This is a genomic window from Sporofaciens sp. JLR.KK001 (genome assembly GCF_036941055.1).
Lineage (GTDB): Bacteria > Bacillota > Clostridia > Lachnospirales > Lachnospiraceae > Sporofaciens.
The window spans coordinates 1,244,432-1,262,569 of record NZ_JAYMNO010000001.1; the positions used below are offsets into that span (position 1 = coordinate 1,244,432).

Below are 18,138 nucleotides of genomic sequence, written 5' to 3' on the forward strand. Positions count from 1 at the left end.
AAAATATTAATTTTAGTTTTATTTTATGCCAAACGGTTGAAATCCAAGATACTGTTTGGCATAATTAAATGGGCGGATTTTCGCCTTATTTATTGAAAGGAAGGCATATATGAAGAAGACAGAGGTCGAATGCTGTGATGTGACATACGTCCATGACGAGGCAGTTATGACGGTTCGCGGGAAGATGCCGGACGAAGAACTTTTGAAGGAGTTGGCAGATTTCTATAAGGTTTTCGGAGACTCTACGCGGATCAAGATATTATGCGTGCTGTTGGAATCAGAGATGTGTGTCTGCGATCTTGCCGAGGTTCTTAAGATGACGCAGTCTGCGATTTCCCATCAATTACGGGTACTGAAGCAGATGAAGCTTGTGAAGAACCGAAGGGAAGGGAAGACCGTATTCTATTCGCTGGCTGACGGGCATATCCAGATGATCATCAATCAGGGGATGGAGCATATTACAGAATGATTTTCATATAGTTATCAAAAAGGGACAGTAGCATGACAAAGCAGTTGGGTAGAAGATGCATCATTTATTTGGCGGGGAGTATTGTGTACATTTTGGCTGTTATAACATCTGCACGTTATACATTAGATGCCGAAGTGAAGTTTGTATGGTTTCTTGCCGCATATCTGATCGTTGGTTTTGAGGCGTTCCGAAGGCTTCAGGAGAGTTTGATGCAGAAGAAGTTTATGACAGAATATACGCTGATTATTCTTGCAACAGCCGGGGCGCTTGGGATTGAGAGATATGCAGAAGGTGTATTTGTCATGCTGTTGTTTAACATGGGGATGCTGTTCGAGGCATTCTCGACGGACAATACGAAGCGGTCGATCCAAGATCTCATCAATATACGGCCGGAGTATGCAACACGGCTTGTCCGCGGCAAAGAATTCAAGGTGGATCCATCTTCCTTAAGACCGGGACATGCGATCATTATCAAGCCGGGAGAGCGGATTCCGGCGGATGCCATTGTTACATACGGGATATCGGATATTGATACGAAGGCTTTGACAGGGGAAGCTCTTCCAAGGTCTGTGGGAAGCGGAGATAAGATATACAGCGGATGTATCAACTTGAGTGCGGCGGTGGAAGCGATGGTAATAGGGGCGTATGAAGATTCTGCGGTGACCAGGATTATGAAGATGGTGGAGGAAGCACAGGATCAGAAGGCTGACAGCGAGACATTTATCAGCCGGTTTTCGAAGATATATACGCCGGCGATTCTTTTATGTGCGCTTGCGATCATGATCTATCCGTCCCTGTCGTTTTCCTATGGGAACTGGGATACCTGGATCTACAGAGGGTTGATCTTCCTGGTGATCGCCTGTCCCTGCGGTCTGGTGCTGTCCATACCGCTTGCATTTCTTGGAGGGATCGCATCGGCGGCGCGCCAGGGGATCGTGGTCAAAGGAAGGAATTACCTGGAGGATCTGTCGAAGGCGGATACATTTATATTTGATAAGACGGGAACCCTGACGGAGGGAGTTTTCAGAGTTACGGATATCAGGGCGTTCAACATGACAAGAGAGGAATTATTGGAGATAGCGGCGCATGTGGAGTGCTATTCGAATCATCCGATCGCGCAATCTCTGCTCAAGGAGTACAGAAGACAGGTCGATAAGAAGAAGGTATACAGGATGCGTGAGATGCCAGGGTATGGAGTGAGCGCCATATTCGAAGGGAAACGCGTCTTTGTGGGGAATAAAAAGCTCATGGAATGGCAGAATATAGCATGTACGGATGTGAGGCAGGCAGGGACGATACTCTATGTCGCGGTGGAGAAGATCTATGCGGGTTATATTGTGATCGAGGATTCTGTGAAGGAGGATACGAAGGATACATTCAAGTATCTGAAGGACAAATGCAATGCAGTGCTCGTCATGCTGACTGGTGATACGGAGAAGGGAAGCATACCGATTGCCAAAGAGCTGGAGATGGATTATGCGTATGTGAATCTGATGCCGGAAGATAAGCTAGAGCATGTAGAAGATTTCTTGAGCATCCAGGATCGGACGGAGAGGCTGGTGTGTGTCGGCGACGGGATTAACGACGCGCCGGTGCTTGCGAGAGCGGATGTAGGAATTGCTATGGGAGCGCTTGGATCGGCGGCTGCTATTGAGGCGGCGGATATCATTCTGTTGGAAGACGAACTGCCGGGTATCATAGATGCCATTAAGATATCGAAGGAGACATTGAAGGTTGTGAACCAGAATGTTGTATTTGCGCTGTTCATTAAGCTTGTGGTGCTTGCTCTTGCGGTCATTGGATTTTTCAGCATGTGGGAGGCGATTCTTGCGGAGCTGGGCGTAATGCTTGTGGCATTCTTGAATTCCGCCTGGGTTGCCAAATATACGGTATAGTAATTTCACCATACGTTCAGAAGAAGGAAATGTAATAATATGAAGTGTATAGATAAGAAATATCTGAATAGTAAGCACATAGGGATCATAATGACTGTTTTTCTGGTGGGAGCCGGCCTGACCGGCTGCGGCAATCCATCTGAAAAGGGAGTGGAATGTCTGGAGAACGGGCAGTACGAAGAGGCGATCGAGCATTTTGAGGAGGCGGTGGAGGACGAGGTCAACATCGGGGATGCCTACAGAGGGATCGGAATCGCCAAATGGGAGCAGGAAGACTATGAGGGCGCCGGCGAGGCATTTCGGAATGCGTTGGAGAATGGCGCGCAGAAGACGGGAACGCTCTATAATTTTATTGGGAACTGTGAGCTTAGGCTTGGCAATGCTGTATCCGCCCAGAATCATTTCCAGGTGGGAATCGAGCAGGAGGGGAACAGCGCCGAACTGAATCAGGAGATGAAGTATAATCTGATCGTGGCGCTGGAACAGGCAGGAGACTGGGAGAATGCCAGAGCACGGCTCGGCGAATATATTGCAGAATATCCTGAGGATGCGGCGGCGCAGAAGGAATTGCAGTTTTTAGAGACAAGATAGCAGGAAAGAAAGGAATATTCAAGACGAGACGGCAAAGGTATGATTGAGATCGGAAAAGAGACAGAGCGTGTGATCCTGGTAGGAGTAAGCACGGCGGAGCAGGATGATACCTGCAGATCTTTGGAGGAGCTGGAAGAACTGGCGGATACCGCCGGCGCTGAGACGGTTGGCAAGGTGATACAGAACAGAGAACAGATTCATCCGGGGACATATATAGGAAAAGGAAAGATCGAAGAGATCAAAGACCTGCTGTGGGAATTGGAGGCAACAGGTATTATTTGTGATGATGAATTATCGCCGGTGCAGATGAAGAACCTGCAGGACGAGCTGGATACCAAGGTTATGGACCGAACCTTGGTGATCCTTGATATCTTTGCTGCAAGGGCGTCAACCAGCGAAGGAAAGATACAGGTAGAATTGGCGCAGCTTAAGTACCGTCAGTCCCGGCTTACGGGATTCGGAAGAGCGATGTCCCGGCTTGGCGGCGGGATCGGGACCAGAGGGCCGGGGGAGAAGAAGTTGGAGATGGACAGAAGGCTGATCAAGAGCAGGATCGCCGGACTGAACCGTGAGCTTAAGGATGTCAGGCGTCATCGGGAGATTACAAGGGAGCAGAGAAGTAAGAAGCAGGTTCCGGTCGCGGCCATTGTAGGGTATACGAACGCAGGGAAGTCTACCCTTCTGAATACATTGACCGGAGCGGGGATTCTAGCGGAGGATAAGCTGTTTGCGACGCTGGATCCAACTACCAGAGGGCTTAAGCTTCCGGGAGGACAGGAGATTCTGCTTACGGATACAGTAGGATTTATCCGCAAGCTGCCTCATCATCTGATCGAGGCGTTCCGCAGTACGTTAGAGGAAGCGAGGTATGCGGACCTGATCCTTCATGTGGCGGATGCGTCGAATCCGCAGATGGATGAGCAGATCCATACAGTATATGAGACGCTGAGAAGCCTGGAAGTGACGGATAAACCGGTTATCACCGTTTTTAATAAGCAGGACCGAATAGAGGAAGAGAAGGTGATACGGGATTTTCATGCGGATTACACGGTGAAGCTGTCGGCTAAGACAGGGCAGGGGATCCCGGAGCTTATGAAGACGGTTGAAGCGGTGCTGCGGGAACAGAAGGTATATATTGAAGAGCTGTATCCTTATCAGGAGGCGGGTAAGATCCAGCTGATTCGTAGATACGGTGAGATGCAGGAGGAAGATTACCGGGAGGAGGGAATCTTCGTGAGAGCATATGTTCCTGCTGCGATCTGCGGGAGGGTCAGCGTCAGGTAAGGGACAGTGTGTCCCGCGGAGATTCGCCGAAGAACTTCCGGTACGCCCTTGAGAAGGTAGAGTAGTCTTTGAATCCGCAGTCAAAATAAACCTGTGTGCCGGGTATGCCGGATAGGATCCGTTCTTTTGCGAGCAGGAGCCGCTTCTGGGAAGTATACTGTCCAAGAGTGTAGCCGGTTTCCTGCTTGAACAGGCGCATCATATAATACTTGCTGATATAGAAGTGTTCGGCGAGTGAGTCAATATCTAATTTCCCATTCAGATTATCATTAATATATTGTAGGATATCCAGGATCTTGGAGTTGCAATTGTCTGTATCGATGAATTCCAGCCGGTCCTTTTGTGCAGCGCGGTTCAGGTGGATCATGAATTCCAGGAACAACACCTGACGGAATAAGTCAGCCGCATATCCGTCGTCTGAGAAGGACTTTTCCAGGCGTGTGATGGAGCGGAACAGCGAGCTTTTTTCCGGAGAAGGGATCCTCAGCACGTTGGAGTGCTCTTCTTCTGCCTTGCGGAAGCAATAGCTCAGATCGTAGGAGTCTGTCTGGTATGCCTTCATGAAATTAACAGAGATATAGACGATGATCCGGTCATAAGGCGTAGAGTTATCCACGGTCAGTTTGTGGAGGTCATTGTGCCTTATGAGTACGATATCATAGGGCTTCAGGTCATAGGATTTGCCTTCTACAAAATAACTGACACAGCCCTTAAGGAATATGGTGATCTTGTCAAAATCGTGGTAGTGGTATTCGACTTCGCGGGTCTCCTGGTCTGTCAGATGGAACAGGCGGAATTCACTGTTCAGATAGCCTTTTTTAACATACTGATCCATGGTACGCCTCCTTTTTAGGTATGCAAATGTTTTGAGTACATCATATTATAAAATGGCACTATTTGCAAGGTAATTAGCATGAATTGTGTTGAAAAGGGAAATAATGCCTGTTATGATAGATGTAAATAGAATCGTAATCAGGAAGAATATCCCGTACAGGGTATGGAGGTAAGGAATATGAAGGTTGTATTGGAGCGTTATCATGGGCTTGGCAATGACTATGTGGTATTTGATCCGAATAAAAATGAGCTTAAGCTGACACCGGAGAATGTGAAGATGATCTGTGACCGTAATGCAGGGCTTGGCTCGGACGGTGTCTTAGAAGGACCGATCCTTGGGGAAGACGGTATGCATGTGAAGGTGTGGAATCCTGACGGCAGTGAGTCTGAGACCAGCGGAAACGGTGTGCGTATCTTCGCAAAATATCTGAAGGACGCAAGCTATGTACAGAAAAAGAATTTCAAATTATATACGGGCAACGGACCGGCGGAGGTAACCTTCCTGAACGAAGACGGAAGCCGTCTGCGGGTGTCCATGGGACGGTTATCCTTCAACAGCGATGATATTCCGGTAACAGGTGAGAGCCGTGAGGTGATCAATGAGGATATGGTATTCGGAAGAACCCTGTATCCGGTTACCTGTGTGTCCATAGGGAATCCGCACTGCGTGATTCCGATGCGTGAGATCTCCAAGCCGCTGGTGTGCAAGATCGGCGACTATGCCGAGATGGCAAGATATTTCCCCAATCGTGTAAATACACAGATCATGAAAGTGATTGACAAGGAACATGTGGCGATCGAGATCTATGAGAGAGGCGCAGGCTATACGCTGGCGTCTGGAACAGGCGCGTGTGCGGCAGCCGGAGTTGCCTATAAGCTTGGGATGACGAATAATAAGGTGATCGTCCATATGCCGGGAGGAGATCTTCAGGTGGAGATTGAGGACGACTGGACTGTCTACATGACCGGAGATGTGTTTTACGTGGCGAAGATCACTCTGAGTAATGAATTTGCGGAGAAGTTAAGGAGCGTCTAGGTGTATCAGATACAAGCCTGCGAAGAAGAGGATAAGAGATATATTGTTGACCGGTTGGTCGCTTACAACCTGACACAGGTTCCTGCAAGGCAGGAAGAGTTGTTTGTTGATCTTAGCAGGAAGGCAGTTGCAGAATCAGGAGAGGTGATTGCAGGGATCATTGCCAGGATGTATTGCTGGAACTGTGCGGATGTGGATGTGCTGTGGGTTGCCGATTGCTGCAGGGGCAATGGGATCGGAAAGAGATTGCTTCGGGAGACGGAAGAGACCGCCAGGGAGAAGGGGGCGTATCTAATCCATCTGGATACGTTTGATTTCCAGGCGAAGGAATTCTATGAAGGGCTGGGCTATGAAGTATTTGGGGTGCTTGACGATTGCCCGCGGGGGCATGAACGGTATTATATGAAGAAAAGATTAGCGTGATGAGACGGATTTCACTTTGTGGTGGGATCCGTTTTTACTATTTGCGGTCAGCAGAATTATTACAAAGGAATAAGGTTACATGGAAGAAAGTAAGTAAAAATATGACTTACAGCACCTGTTTGAAGCATATAAAGCTGAGAGCAGTGATTGTGAAAAGCGTCAAAGGAGATGTTGGATAAGTATGTGAATGGGATATATGTGTATGATGATGGAAAAGTGGAGGTAAAGTGGAAATTTTAATGTACATGTTAAAATGTAATTGGTATAATAACTATAAGAAAATCATTTTGGAGAGTGAGTAATGGAAAATATATCAAAATATAGTTACTCAAGAAAAATTTCTAAAAGTAGAAATCATGGTAATGTTGAAGAAGCCATAACGATAGCTTTGGAGGCAAAAGAAAGATATCCAGAGGAAAATATTTTTGAAAAATTTTTAGGCGACTTATATTTTCAAGAAAATAATTATGAAGCTGCAGGAATGGCATATATTGATTTTTTAATGAAAATCCAGAATAATGTGGAATATGCAAAACATTTTGCACAATTCTTGAAGCGTTATTATGAGACGGGACGAGATATAAGTGGATATTTATTAAAAGTTAGGGAAATATTAGATACAAAAATCCTGAATCAAGATGTAATAGCAACTATATGTGAAATCATATCGCATTATATAGATTTACCGCAACTTTCTCTGTTTGAAAATGATAAAAAATTTCAACAAGCAAGATCATATCTTCGTAAAATTGAAAATACGTTTGAAATTTATATTTTGTTTTATAAAGTATTAGGGATTAAGCATAACATATCGAATAGAAGAATAGATAAGTCTATTGTATCGTCGATGGAGAAGAAAGGAAGATATAGAGAAGCATTAGGACTTATTGTAGCTATACTTGCATATGATCAGGATAAAGTGACAGTGAGGACATTATTTAGAATATGTAGAAAACTGGATGATTATTCGGAAGCAGAAAAATATACAGAAGAACATCCAGATATTAAAACTCAAGGTGAATTTAATATATTATACGAATTAGTGTTTTATTATTCTAAAATAGGGAGCATTGAAGATAGAAATAATGCGTTAAAAAAAATAGAAATATGTGGAAAAAATAGTATACCGATAATGAGAACGTTATATAATTTTTACTTACAATTTGGTATGCTTGATAAAGCAATGAAAATTAAGTCTTTTATTACAGAAAAGCAGAAACTAAGAAAGAAGACTTATAAAGATAGAAATCAGCAGGAAGATGATGCAGCAGAAGCATTGTTGGTGACCATTCAAGAATTATTTGCTGAACTTGAGCATAGTAGAAAATTGATATCAATGAGTGAATTATTAAAAGGTTTTTCCCATGAATTAGGACAACCCATTACAAATATACGTTATGGTGTACAGTTATTTCAGATGAAAATGGATAAGGGAGTAAATACAAATGCAGAATTAAATGTATTACTAGAAAATATATTATCACAAACGTACAGAATAAAAAAAATGCTAGATAGATTTTCACCAATTACTTCTGAGAAAAATGAGGAAACTAATTTTAATGTGGTTGAAGAAATAAATAGTATTTTTGAAGATTTTGCTTCAAGATTAAGTAAAGAAAATATAGAGTGGAAATTGGAGGCGAATGCTAATTTTGTAATATTTGGAGATAATATAAAATTCGATCAAATATTTTATAATTTAATAGGAAACTCCATTTATGCTATAAAGGAAAATGGAGAAAAAGGAATTATTTTGGTTACAATTTCTGAAACGGAAAATGAATATGTGATAACTTTTCAAGATAATGGAACTGGAATTAAGAAAGAGTATTTAGGGAAAATTTTTGAACCTTTTTTCACAACAAAAGAATGTATTAATGATGAAAATGGAGGTGGAGAAGGGCTTGGCTTGTATATAATATGGAATATTGTCAGAATATTTAATGGAAATATCAAAGTGGATAGAGAGTTTAAAAATGGTGCTAAATTTATAATTGCTATATCAAAAAAAACAAGAAAAGAGGGAAAAAATGAATAGAGTATTAATAATAGAAGATGAAATAATGACTGCTGAACCTGTAAAGGGGGCCTTAAAGTTAAATGGAATAAATGCTGATATTGCAGAGGATGGTGTGAAAGGTTTAGAGTTAGTTAAAAAGAAGGATTACGATTTGATTTTGCTAGACTTAAAAATGCCGAAGCTTAGTGGAGAAGATGTATTGAAAGAAATAAGAAAAATTAGACCATATGTGTTTGTGATAATTTATACTAATTTTAGTGAATTTGCAGATATAAAGGCATTGGCAAATATTGGAATAGATGGATATGTGAACAAAGGCCCAGATTCTGATTTACAGGAACTTATAGATAAGATTAAAGAAAAATTAGAACCTTTTTCTATGGATGATATGAAGGCAATAATGGATGATGCAAAATTAAATGAAGAGGAGTAAGCAGCGCAAATGAAGAAATACTTATTAGATACGAATGCTTTCTTCGAATTACTTAGCTATTTGTCTGGAAAAACTGTAAGGAAGGACGGATATGATTTTGCAGACATACGACAAGGAGAATGTTATATTTCTAAGATTACCGAATTGGAGATATTGTCTGTAATTGGAAAATATGGTAGAGGAGTACCTTCACAGTGGCAGACTTGTAGACGACAAATTTCAGAAGAGGGCGAGAAGTGCGGAAAAAGATATTTTTTTGAAGGAACCAGACCATGGAATAAAAAGTTGTGTGCTGCAATGAAAAAATTAGTTAAAGAAATGATAGATGGGAGAAGCTCTATTTTAAAAATAAATGTATTGGAAATAAATGAGGAGATAATTAATAGAGCAGAAGGATTTATGATGCATGCAGCAAGACATAAATTTGGTTCTCAGGATGCATTGATCGCATCAACAGCTATTATTTATTCTACCGAAGAAAATCCAATATATGTAGTTACTTCGGACAAAGCTTTACGAGCGGCTATGAAAGCAGAAGGAATAGGATTTATTGTTCCTGGTCAATTTGAGTGAAATATAAAAGTTGGTTAGAATACATATTATTGTGACAATGATGCAACATCCACTCTGCTTACTTTGTAACAATTATATAACATCCTCTATACATAAATATGCGGTTTTAATCCATTTTCGTGGTAAAAGCCACATATTATTTTTACTGTTTGCAGCCAAAATATGCATCTTAGGGCCAAAGAGATGATAAATATGGATTTTGTGGTATACTTAATTATGTATACCCATTCAGAATCAGTATTTGGCTTGGAATAGTTGGGGTCTAATGAGGAGAAGGTCTATGATAGATATTGCAATTCTAGATGATGAAGAAGCAATTTTAAAAGATATCAGAATATGTGTCGAGAAGGAAGTGTCAACGACAGATAAGGTGAATCTCTTCACCTATACGAGTGCGAATGAATTTCTTAAGGAGACGGAATCGGGACATGAATTTGATATTCTGATATCAGATATCTTAATGCCTGAGATGAACGGGCTTGATGTGGGAAGGAGGCTGAGAGCACAGGGAATCCGGACGTATCTGATCTATCTGACATCCTATACGGAATACGCTATTGACAGCTATCGGGTAGAAGCATATCAATACATACTTAAGGACGAGATGGAGAGAAGGCTTCCGCGTATCTTAAGGAGACTGATTAATCTTGTAAAGAAAGAGAAACTTCAATTCAGGCTGATTGGTACGCCGACGAGCAAGGTGGCGGTCTATTACAAGGATATCATATACATCGAGAAAGAAAACAGACACAAATACATACAGTATATAACTGTAGATGGTATCTATAGAGAACGGATCACGCTGGCACGATTACTTAAAGAACTTGACAGCGAGGCATTTATCATGGTAGAACGCAGCTGTATTATCAATATCAATCATATTGTCAGTATGCAGAAAACGATTCTGATGGACAATGACAAGGAGATTACTGTCAGCAGAAATTATTTCAAAGAGGTGAGAGAGCGTATTCATCTATATAAGGGGAAATTATAGTGGGTGTAGGAATTATGCTGATACTAATATCGACTTTTGAGATTTGGCTTTTGTATCAGTTGTTGTTTGGGACTGTTTTGGATAAAGAATATCTTCTGAAAAGAGAATGGGGTATTATATGGGGAAATATTGCCGTGATGGGAGTGCTCTTGGGGATTAATCGCAGTTTGACATTTTTCTCACAGGATATATTTGTTATTTGTATTGTTTTTAATTGTATTTGTATATTATTTATAAAAAAGCAACATAAAAAAACGGTAGTTGTTATCATTATCTTATATTATACTGTAACGGCTTTAGTAGATTTTTTCTTTGCGTTTATGGGAATGATGATTTTAAGGCAAGAATTTGACAGAGTGGTTTATTCTTATGCGAATTCATGGGTGGAGTGTATTCTTTTTACCTGTTCAAGACTTCTTGTAGCAGGGGGAATAAGTATAGTTAATAAGAGAAAATTAGAAGAATTATATATTTATGAATTCCAGGGTATTTTATTGGTTATTGCTATAATTATGTGTGTGATGCTGCGGAAATACCAAATATTAATTGTAGGAATGATATACGAAAATAGAGAGAACGAAGCAGGCATCATTGGGATATCTCTTGTGAGTATTTTGTTGCTTATTTCTTTTATAAGTGGATTATTTTTGAAGGATAAAGTTCTTAAGAAAGAAAAAGAATTTTTGATTATGCGTGATGAGATGGTGACACAACGGTTCCATGAATTGGAAAGTGTAATGGAACAAAATCGTCAGTTATCACATGATTTGAAGAATCATTTTATTATTTTAAGAGGATATGGAAAAGAGGGAAACTGTGAAGGGATTTGTAATTATATAGATGGAGTGGAGAAGGAATATTTCTCAGTTAAAGTATATTCTTGGATCGGTAATCCGGTTGCAGATATGCTGATTGAACAGAAGAGAGTCCTGGCAGAGAAAGAAAGGATTGTATTTGATATTGATATTGTCCCTATTGATGACTGGCCGTTTACGGATAATGAGACTTGTTCGCTGTTAGGTAATCTTGCGGACAATGCAATTGATGCGTGCAAAAGGATAAAACAAGAAGATAAGTGGATATCATTACAGATTGAGAAGCAGAAGCAATTTCTGTTTATAAGAATCAGTAATCCTATTGATGTGATGCCGGCTATGAAAAAGGGGAGGCCGGTATCTGTAAAACAGGATAAACGGAAACATGGATATGGATTAAAAAGTGTGGAACGTGTTGTGTATAAATATAACGGTGTAATTACTTTTCAGATTGAACAAAATATCTTTGAGGTTGTTATATCTTTTTAGGAGAAAATATTAGATTATGTATGAGGAGTTATATGATATGGAACAAAATTCTAATTTTATTTATGCAGGTGATTTGTCTCAGGAACTTGAGGAAATTGAACAGTTGATTCCAGATGAAGAGACAGTGGAAAATCAGTATACATATACAATGAAGTGTGGTGTAGTTTTTACTTTAAAATGTTGTTGATCAGTTTTTTAAGGAGATATTGTATAATATAATGAGTTTACAATATATAAATTAAATTGTATGGAGAAAAACTTATTATTTCATGAAAGAAAAACAACATACTTATTTGAACGAAAATATTCTGAAAAGAATGAAACTGTCAATATTCAAAAATATACTTACTGGAAAAAACTGCTGGGACAAAATATAGTTGAATTACTTTTGCACAATTATAGAAATTTTAATTGTTATTTAAAGGATGAACCCTATAAAAGCAGTACAACAAGAACAGATGATTTTATCAAATTTATAGAGAATTACCGGGGGGACGAGGCATATTCTGCTCAAGACGGCGTGAAAAACAATTTGTTTTTCACCGGGTTTTACAAAGGTATAATTGGTTATGGATATCATTTGCTGCGATCAAAAATTCAAGAAGATAAGATTTCTCAAAGTGTATTTATAGATTTTGAAGAGCAATTGGTGATGCACCTGCAAGATATTTCTATCCGAACTTTGATCGTTGAGATGCATGATCATGACAGCGCCGGGCATCTGGAGGGAGAGAACGCAAGAGAAAAATATGAGCATTTCTGTAAAGAGATCGTTGCGAAAGGGGACTTCGTACGGCGAATATTTGAATACTATCCTGTCTTGTGCCGTTGTATAGAGGAAGTTGTTCAGAATACGGCGGAATTCTATACGGACATTATGAATTGGTTTCGGACGGATAAGCAGGCGATACAACAGAGATTGTGCAATGGGAGATCGGTAGATCATATCCAGGGATTAAAAGGCGGTTTTTCAGATGTACATAATAAGGGAAAGTATGTTGTAAGAGTTCTTCTGGATAATGGGATGGAGATTCTATGTAAGCCGCGTTCCATGGAAACAGAAAAGAAATATTCTGAAATGCTGCAATGGCTGTCCAAAGAGACACAGATCGATCAATATGAATATGCAATCTTGTCCTATTCAGATCATAGCTGGTGCGCGATTGTTGAATATGCGTCCTGTGATTCTAAGGAAGAATTGGAATGTTATTATGAACGATTAGGTGTACAATTGTTCCTGACATATTTATTGGGAACCAAGGATATGCATTGTGAGAATATTGTTGCATCAGGTGAATATCCTGTGCTGATCGACCTGGAGACCTTAACGAACATCAGATATAATCAGAACCGGACTACTGCGGATGAAGAGATCTGTTACCAATTGTCACAATCAGTATTGTATACGGGGATGCTGCCCTTCTATCATTGGAATCGGGATGGCAGAGGAGTTGACAGCAGTATGATAAGCGGGATAGAAGGGCAGCGCTACCCGTTCAAGGTTCCGGTAGTTGTCCAGGGCGGGACTTCTGATATGAGGATTGAATACCGGCATCCAGAATCTTCGAGAAATCAGAATCTTGCGACCATCAAGGGAGAGTTTCAAGAACCGTTACTGTATGCAGGGAATCTGAAGAGTGGATTCCGGTCTGCTTACTGTGCGGTTATGAGGAAAAAAGAGGAGTTCTGCAATATATTGCGGAACTTAGAAGGATTATCCGGCCGTTATCTGATCGCGGATACGCAGCGTTACAGTATGATTCTGTCAAGTTCCTATCATCCAAGTCTGTTAAGGGACGGCGCAGAGCGTGAGATATTCCTCTATTCTATGTGGAAGGGGAGAAAAGAGCATGAGAAAGAGATTGTAGACAGTGAGATATCCTCTTTGCGGGATGGTGATATTCCATATTTTTATTATGCTATGAATTCCAAAGATCTGAGAGATGGCCGCGGACGGACAGTCAGAGAATATTTTACATGCAGGCCGATAGAACTGCTGTATCAGAAGCTTAAGAGACTTAGTGGTGCGGATATGGAGAAGCAGTGTGAATATATTGATCTGGCAATGGAGTTGATGCCGGAAAAGTCAGATCGTTACTTGAACCGCATATACCGGTCGGAGAAAGAGTATTTCTTGAAGCTGAATGCCGACAGAAAGAGAGATCTTACAATACTGGAAAAGAATATTACCAAACTAACAGAACGTCTGCTCCAGTATGCGGTGTGGAATCAGGAGCACAGTGAAGTGAGCTGGTATACCGTCCAATTGTCTGATGATAACAGGAACAACTGGACGATGCGCCCGATGAATGTTTACCTTTATGACGGATTATCTGGAATGCTTGTATTGATGTATTGCCTGGTAAAATATTCTAACAGACAGGGGATTGCCGATATGTATGATACTTTAAGGCGGAGGCTGTTCCGGTATACGGATGAGGGCTTATCTTCGCCGGACAAGCTACAGTCCAGAAATACAGGAGCGTATGAAGGCGAAGGTTCGATCTTGTATGCATATCTGCTGTTATATCAGGCGGGGAAAGAAGAAATCTATCTGGAGTATGCGAAGAAACATGCGCGTATAGTGTCGCAGTTGATTGAAGAAGAGACACGATATGATCTTCTGACGGGAAATGCCGGGGCGGCGCATGTATTACTAATGTTGTATGAGATTGCACCGGATGAGGAATATCTGGATATGGCAGAAAGAGCAATGAGTGTACTGGAAAGAGCAGCAAAAAAGCAGCAGAAGGGAATCGGATGGGTCACGGAGAAAGGAACAGCGCCTATGGCAGGAGCAGCGCACGGGAACAGCGGGATACTGATGCCGATGATTCATCTGTGGGCGTTGACTTCCAATGATAAATATGAACAACTGGCAGAGAAAGCATGGGAATATGAGGAATCTCTGTACTGCCGTGAGATTAATAACTGGATTGATGTACGTGAAGGAGAACGGCGAGCGGATGAGACCGGACCGGCGGCGTGGTGTCATGGAGCGCCGGGAATCTTATATTCAAGAATGGAGTGTTATAAGTATACGGATAATCCAAAATGGAAGATGCATATAGAGACCGATATGCAGAGGGCATATCGGAAGCTTAAGGAATATTGGAGACGGGACAGTTGGTGCCTGTGCCATGGGATATGCGGGAATCTCTGGATATTAGAGAAAGCTTCCGAGGTGCTGGGAGAAGGTGATATCATGTATCGTCGGTATTTTCAAAGGGAAGAGGTGCGATTGTTGCCGCAGGAGAAAGTGAATCCGGGGCTTCTTAATGGATATGGCGGGGTGTTACTTTGTCTGATTAATGCTGATTAGTGCCAAAAAATGCGCCTTAGTGCCAAAGGGTAGAAATATAAAAAATAATGTGTATAATTTAGGAAACATAAGATATCTTATAAATTTATAATACAAGGAGAATGAAGAGTGAAAAAGTGTAAAAGTATAATTGTATTATTAAGTATCTGTTTCCTGATATTTGGAAATGGGTATATTGCTCAAGCTACAGAAAGCATTATTCCTGAAAATGAAGCAATGGGTAATGATGCTGCTACTATAGATATCCCGTTTGACGCTATAAACTATGATGGCGGAGGAAATGCTTCTGTAAACGGAACTTGGAAGATATGGCTGCGTTCACCAGGCGGAAGCTACTCGATAAAACCGAAGATCAGCGTAGAATATAAATACATGAGCGGTGTGGAGGATATCTATTAAAGATGATTGGAAATGTTCAAAATACATCTTATAAGCAGACGATTTCAAATGCCGGAAATAATGTACAGATTAAGGAGGCAGCAAGCGGTGCGACACCGCTCGCTGCCGGCAATAGGCAGGATTCTGTTCATATATCTGATAACTTGTCGTGGATAGAGAAGCTTAAACTATGTAAAAACCGTGTACATGCATATGAATCACTTTCAGGGGATAGAAGCTCCGTTCAGAGAGTTGAGGATTTATTTGATGGAGTTTATTCAGGAAATAAGTCCATTGAGGATGTGATAGCTGAATTTGACAGCTTAGTTGGAAAGATTCATGAATTTGACTGCGAGATGGGTGTTGCGGTGAAAGATGATGCAGAATATTATGGTAAAGTAGTCTCTTCGGTATATCAGCACTTTAAGTTGTATTTGGTACGGCAAGCCTTTGGCGCAAATCATGATGAAGGTAAGCAGATAGCGGATCAGTATGGAATGCCCGGCAACCGGAATTTTGTATATTATAATTCCGATTACTATTATAAATCCGAGGAAATAGACGATCTTCTAACGCAGCATGCGTCTGATATGTTGAAGGACGCAGGGACGAAAGCTCCGTTGGATACAAAGATGGCAGGTTCGATATATGAGAGTTTCAATGCATATATGAAGCATTGGACATTGTATGAGTGCAGGCAGGGAGATATTATTGATGTGGATATGAAGCCGCCAAGAGGTTTCGTATTTCTCTATAAGGAGAGCAGGTATACGCAGGAAGAAGTCGATGCGATGGGCGGGCAATTGGTAGACCGTAACAGTACATCGTTCGATGGCCTGCTGAGGGTTACCTATGGGAACCGAAGTGCAGAAGGGAATGTCAATCTAAGGTATGAAATGAGTGAGGCGAAAGGTTTTAATCTGTACGAACTTCTGAATACGATCACGGATGATGAGTGGGAAGACGATCTCCTTGAGCAGTTTTTGAAGAATATTAATATTCACAGAGCGTGTTATACCGGCGTATATCTCCAGGAAGCGGGCGCTTTAAGATATATGCATCATTCTCAATAAAGAATAGAATATATAGTACGGAGGCTATGTAACATGAGTATAACGATAGGAAACATGCAGAGATATTCACCGATACCGCGTACCTTTGCTGTTCAGAATAAAAGTAGTGTTTTTAGCGAGATAGCACCATCTGGTTCAACTGTAAGTGTTATGCGTACGTTTGATGCAGCGTCTTTATTAAAGAATAAAGAAGGCTCTATTGCTTTAGGCTGCAATGCCGTAATGGATTATGCTATGTGGTACGCAGAAGGTTCTACAGAAGAAAATCCAGTGATATTTGCAAGAACGATAGACGCGAATGGCAGAGAAATGGAACAGACGTTTTCTTTGAACGATATTGATCCGCATAATGCTACCTATTTAGAAATGTTGGCATTACAGGTCCATTATAAGCCGGATGAAGAGATTTGCCACTTTTCGCAGGGAAGCTATTTGGGTCCTACAGATCGGATGGATTTCGTTGATGGATATAAGCAGTTGATTTCAAAGCATCTGATCAATCATTTTTATGATGATGCATCACGGTGTCAGAAAATGCTTGATTTTTATATGGATATATTTGAGAAGAACAGATCGAAGGACAGAGATAAAGAATGGCAATTGAAAGCATTAACGGCGTCAATCTATACACGGTCACTGCGAATGATGTGAAGTGTAAATCATCATATTAGGCAGAGAAGAGTCATTCCTGGTCAGAAGGAGAGAAACGGGAAACGACCTCAGAGACAGAAAAAGAATTCCGTGGAATTTAGGTTTTTAAGTCTTAGCTCCACGGGATTCTCTTTTCTCATTGCCCTTTTCCCAATAAACATGCGCGTCAATTATGCAGGATTTCCGCCTTCCATGTCTCAATCTGTGAAATTAACTCTTCCATATTAATTTTTGAAAAATCTGTTGTGTCAACTTTGATTTGCCTGCCGCCAACGCAAAAGGCATCAAATCCCCTCTTTTCTATTCCGCAAACAAAGTTTTCATAAGAAATAGTTTTTGTTATTAGAGTATTCGGACTATTCTCTTTCTTTTCTGGATAACAGTCATTCACTATATGCCCTCTGTGCCTGTCAGGGCTGTTTTCCCGTTTCAGAAAACGCTGGTAAATGACTTTGTAATCACCTGTTAAGGTAATGGTCAATGAGGGATATTGATATTTTTCTAAGAGGTTTTTGATTCCATGTTCTGACGAATATTCAAAATTATTCTCCAAGATAAAAGGTTGTTCTGTTTCCATAAGCTGACCTGCGACATAATACATGATTTCCATACTGGCAATTCCAAGTTTTACTTTTTCTGCTCTCGACTGAAAACCAACATTGTCAAACAGCAATTCTTTTATAGTATCTTTTGAAATAACAGGAAGTTTCATCCTTTCTGACATGGCTTTTGCCATAGTGCTTTTTCCTGTTGCCGGAATACCTGTCACTAATATACAATACATTTCTCATAACTCCTTCAAATTAACAGTTTCTATAGCAACTTCAAGTTCAGTTTTTCATAGCAGCTTTTCCAAAT

The 18,138-nt window shown here is 40.9% G+C and carries 18 protein-coding genes; 16 read left to right on the forward strand and 2 right to left on the reverse strand.

What is annotated here, in order from left to right; translation table 11 throughout:
* Window positions 1-109: 109 nt before the first annotated feature.
* Genes VSQ62_RS06785 through hflX form a run of 4 tightly spaced genes read left to right on the forward strand, consistent with a single transcriptional unit; the run spans window position 110 to window position 4,239 of the window.
* Window positions 110-469 carry an ArsR/SmtB family transcription factor gene (locus tag VSQ62_RS06785; protein WP_334633915.1) on the forward strand — a complete coding sequence of 120 codons (360 nt, stop codon included), beginning with the start codon at window positions 110-112 and terminating at the stop codon, window positions 467-469.
* A gap of 32 nt (window positions 470-501) precedes the next feature.
* Window positions 502-2,364, forward strand: coding sequence for a heavy metal translocating P-type ATPase (locus VSQ62_RS06790; RefSeq protein WP_334633916.1), 1,863 nt, complete (start codon window positions 502-504; stop codon window positions 2,362-2,364).
* Between the two features lie 39 nt (window positions 2,365-2,403).
* Window positions 2,404-2,955: a tetratricopeptide repeat protein gene (locus tag VSQ62_RS06795; RefSeq protein ID WP_334633917.1), complete on the forward strand. Its 552-nt coding sequence runs from the start codon at window positions 2,404-2,406 to the stop codon at window positions 2,953-2,955.
* 39 nt (window positions 2,956-2,994) lie between these two features.
* The gene (hflX, locus tag VSQ62_RS06800; RefSeq protein ID WP_334633919.1) at window positions 2,995-4,239 is read left to right on the forward strand and encodes a GTPase HflX; all 1,245 of its coding nucleotides are present in this window, start codon (window positions 2,995-2,997) and stop codon (window positions 4,237-4,239) included.
* Here hflX and VSQ62_RS06805 read toward each other — a convergent pair.
* Window positions 4,232-5,074 (reverse strand): helix-turn-helix domain-containing protein, encoded by an 843-nt coding sequence (locus tag VSQ62_RS06805; protein WP_334633920.1) that lies wholly within the window; start codon window positions 5,072-5,074, stop codon window positions 4,232-4,234. The two genes, hflX and VSQ62_RS06805, sit on opposite strands and share 8 nt — an antisense overlap.
* 177 nt (window positions 5,075-5,251) lie before the next feature.
* Between VSQ62_RS06805 and dapF the strand changes: the two genes are divergently transcribed.
* The 12 genes from dapF (at window position 5,252) to VSQ62_RS06865 (ending at window position 17,280) form a co-directional block, all read left to right on the forward strand.
* Window positions 5,252-6,109, forward strand: coding sequence for a diaminopimelate epimerase (dapF, locus tag VSQ62_RS06810; protein ID WP_334633921.1), 858 nt, complete (start codon window positions 5,252-5,254; stop codon window positions 6,107-6,109).
* Window positions 6,110-6,532, forward strand: a complete 423-nt coding sequence (locus VSQ62_RS06815; RefSeq protein WP_334633922.1) for a GNAT family N-acetyltransferase — start codon at window positions 6,110-6,112, stop codon at window positions 6,530-6,532.
* A gap of 301 nt (window positions 6,533-6,833) precedes the next feature.
* Window positions 6,834-8,570 carry an ATP-binding protein gene (locus VSQ62_RS06820; protein WP_334633923.1) on the forward strand — a complete coding sequence of 579 codons (1,737 nt, stop codon included), beginning with the start codon at window positions 6,834-6,836 and terminating at the stop codon, window positions 8,568-8,570.
* On the forward strand, window positions 8,563-8,985 hold the full coding sequence (locus VSQ62_RS06825) for a response regulator transcription factor (protein WP_334633925.1): 423 nt from the start codon (window positions 8,563-8,565) through the stop codon (window positions 8,983-8,985). Before VSQ62_RS06820 ends, VSQ62_RS06825 begins: the two co-directional genes overlap by 8 nt.
* Window positions 8,986-8,994: 9 nt before the next feature.
* The gene (locus tag VSQ62_RS06830) at window positions 8,995-9,558 is read left to right on the forward strand and encodes a type II toxin-antitoxin system VapC family toxin (protein ID WP_334633926.1); all 564 of its coding nucleotides are present in this window, start codon (window positions 8,995-8,997) and stop codon (window positions 9,556-9,558) included.
* Window positions 9,559-9,838: 280 nt separating this feature from the next.
* Window positions 9,839-10,552, forward strand: coding sequence for a LytR/AlgR family response regulator transcription factor (locus tag VSQ62_RS06835; protein ID WP_334633927.1), 714 nt, complete (start codon window positions 9,839-9,841; stop codon window positions 10,550-10,552).
* Entirely contained in the window at window positions 10,552-11,856 is a 1,305-nt protein-coding gene (locus VSQ62_RS06840; RefSeq protein WP_334633928.1) for a sensor histidine kinase, read from the forward strand. Before VSQ62_RS06835 ends, VSQ62_RS06840 begins: the two co-directional genes overlap by 1 nt.
* 16 nt (window positions 11,857-11,872) lie before the next feature.
* Complete coding sequence (locus VSQ62_RS06845) at window positions 11,873-12,043, forward strand: hypothetical protein (protein WP_334633929.1); 171 nt, start codon at window positions 11,873-11,875, stop codon at window positions 12,041-12,043.
* Window positions 12,044-12,103: 60 nt separating this feature from the next.
* Window positions 12,104-15,178 carry a type 2 lanthipeptide synthetase LanM family protein gene (locus tag VSQ62_RS06850; RefSeq protein ID WP_334633931.1) on the forward strand — a complete coding sequence of 1,025 codons (3,075 nt, stop codon included), beginning with the start codon at window positions 12,104-12,106 and terminating at the stop codon, window positions 15,176-15,178.
* Between the two features lie 108 nt (window positions 15,179-15,286).
* Window positions 15,287-15,577, forward strand: a complete 291-nt coding sequence (locus VSQ62_RS06855) for a hypothetical protein (protein ID WP_334633932.1) — start codon at window positions 15,287-15,289, stop codon at window positions 15,575-15,577.
* 2 nt (window positions 15,578-15,579) lie between these two features.
* A complete protein-coding gene (locus VSQ62_RS06860; protein WP_334633933.1) occupies window positions 15,580-16,629 on the forward strand; it encodes a hypothetical protein in 1,050 nt (349 codons plus the stop codon).
* A gap of 33 nt (window positions 16,630-16,662) precedes the next feature.
* Window positions 16,663-17,280, forward strand: coding sequence for a hypothetical protein (locus tag VSQ62_RS06865; protein ID WP_334633934.1), 618 nt, complete (start codon window positions 16,663-16,665; stop codon window positions 17,278-17,280).
* Between the two features lie 166 nt (window positions 17,281-17,446).
* Here the strand turns inward: VSQ62_RS06865 and VSQ62_RS06870 are convergent, their stop codons facing one another.
* Window positions 17,447-18,064 (reverse strand): P-loop nucleotide/nucleoside kinase family protein, encoded by a 618-nt coding sequence (locus tag VSQ62_RS06870; RefSeq protein WP_334633936.1) that lies wholly within the window; start codon window positions 18,062-18,064, stop codon window positions 17,447-17,449.
* Window positions 18,065-18,138 lie beyond the last annotated feature (74 nt).

Coding starts and splice junctions, on each gene's coding strand:
- VSQ62_RS06785 (WP_334633915.1), top strand. CDS start 110: ATGAAGAAGACAGAGGTCGAATGCTGTGATGTGACATACGTCCATGAC.
- VSQ62_RS06790 (WP_334633916.1), top strand. CDS start 502: ATGACAAAGCAGTTGGGTAGAAGATGCATCATTTATTTGGCGGGGAGT.
- VSQ62_RS06795 (WP_334633917.1), top strand. CDS start 2,404: ATGAAGTGTATAGATAAGAAATATCTGAATAGTAAGCACATAGGGATC.
- hflX (WP_334633919.1), top strand. CDS start 2,995: ATGATTGAGATCGGAAAAGAGACAGAGCGTGTGATCCTGGTAGGAGTA.
- VSQ62_RS06805 (WP_334633920.1), bottom strand. CDS start 5,074: ATGGATCAGTATGTTAAAAAAGGCTATCTGAACAGTGAATTCCGCCTG.
- dapF (WP_334633921.1), top strand. CDS start 5,252: ATGAAGGTTGTATTGGAGCGTTATCATGGGCTTGGCAATGACTATGTG.
- VSQ62_RS06820 (WP_334633923.1), top strand. CDS start 6,834: ATGGAAAATATATCAAAATATAGTTACTCAAGAAAAATTTCTAAAAGT.
- VSQ62_RS06825 (WP_334633925.1), top strand. CDS start 8,563: ATGAATAGAGTATTAATAATAGAAGATGAAATAATGACTGCTGAACCT.
- VSQ62_RS06830 (WP_334633926.1), top strand. CDS start 8,995: ATGAAGAAATACTTATTAGATACGAATGCTTTCTTCGAATTACTTAGC.
- VSQ62_RS06835 (WP_334633927.1), top strand. CDS start 9,839: ATGATAGATATTGCAATTCTAGATGATGAAGAAGCAATTTTAAAAGAT.
- VSQ62_RS06845 (WP_334633929.1), top strand. CDS start 11,873: ATGTATGAGGAGTTATATGATATGGAACAAAATTCTAATTTTATTTAT.
- VSQ62_RS06850 (WP_334633931.1), top strand. CDS start 12,104: ATGGAGAAAAACTTATTATTTCATGAAAGAAAAACAACATACTTATTT.
- VSQ62_RS06860 (WP_334633933.1), top strand. CDS start 15,580: ATGATTGGAAATGTTCAAAATACATCTTATAAGCAGACGATTTCAAAT.
- VSQ62_RS06865 (WP_334633934.1), top strand. CDS start 16,663: ATGAGTATAACGATAGGAAACATGCAGAGATATTCACCGATACCGCGT.
- VSQ62_RS06870 (WP_334633936.1), bottom strand. CDS start 18,064: ATGTATTGTATATTAGTGACAGGTATTCCGGCAACAGGAAAAAGCACT.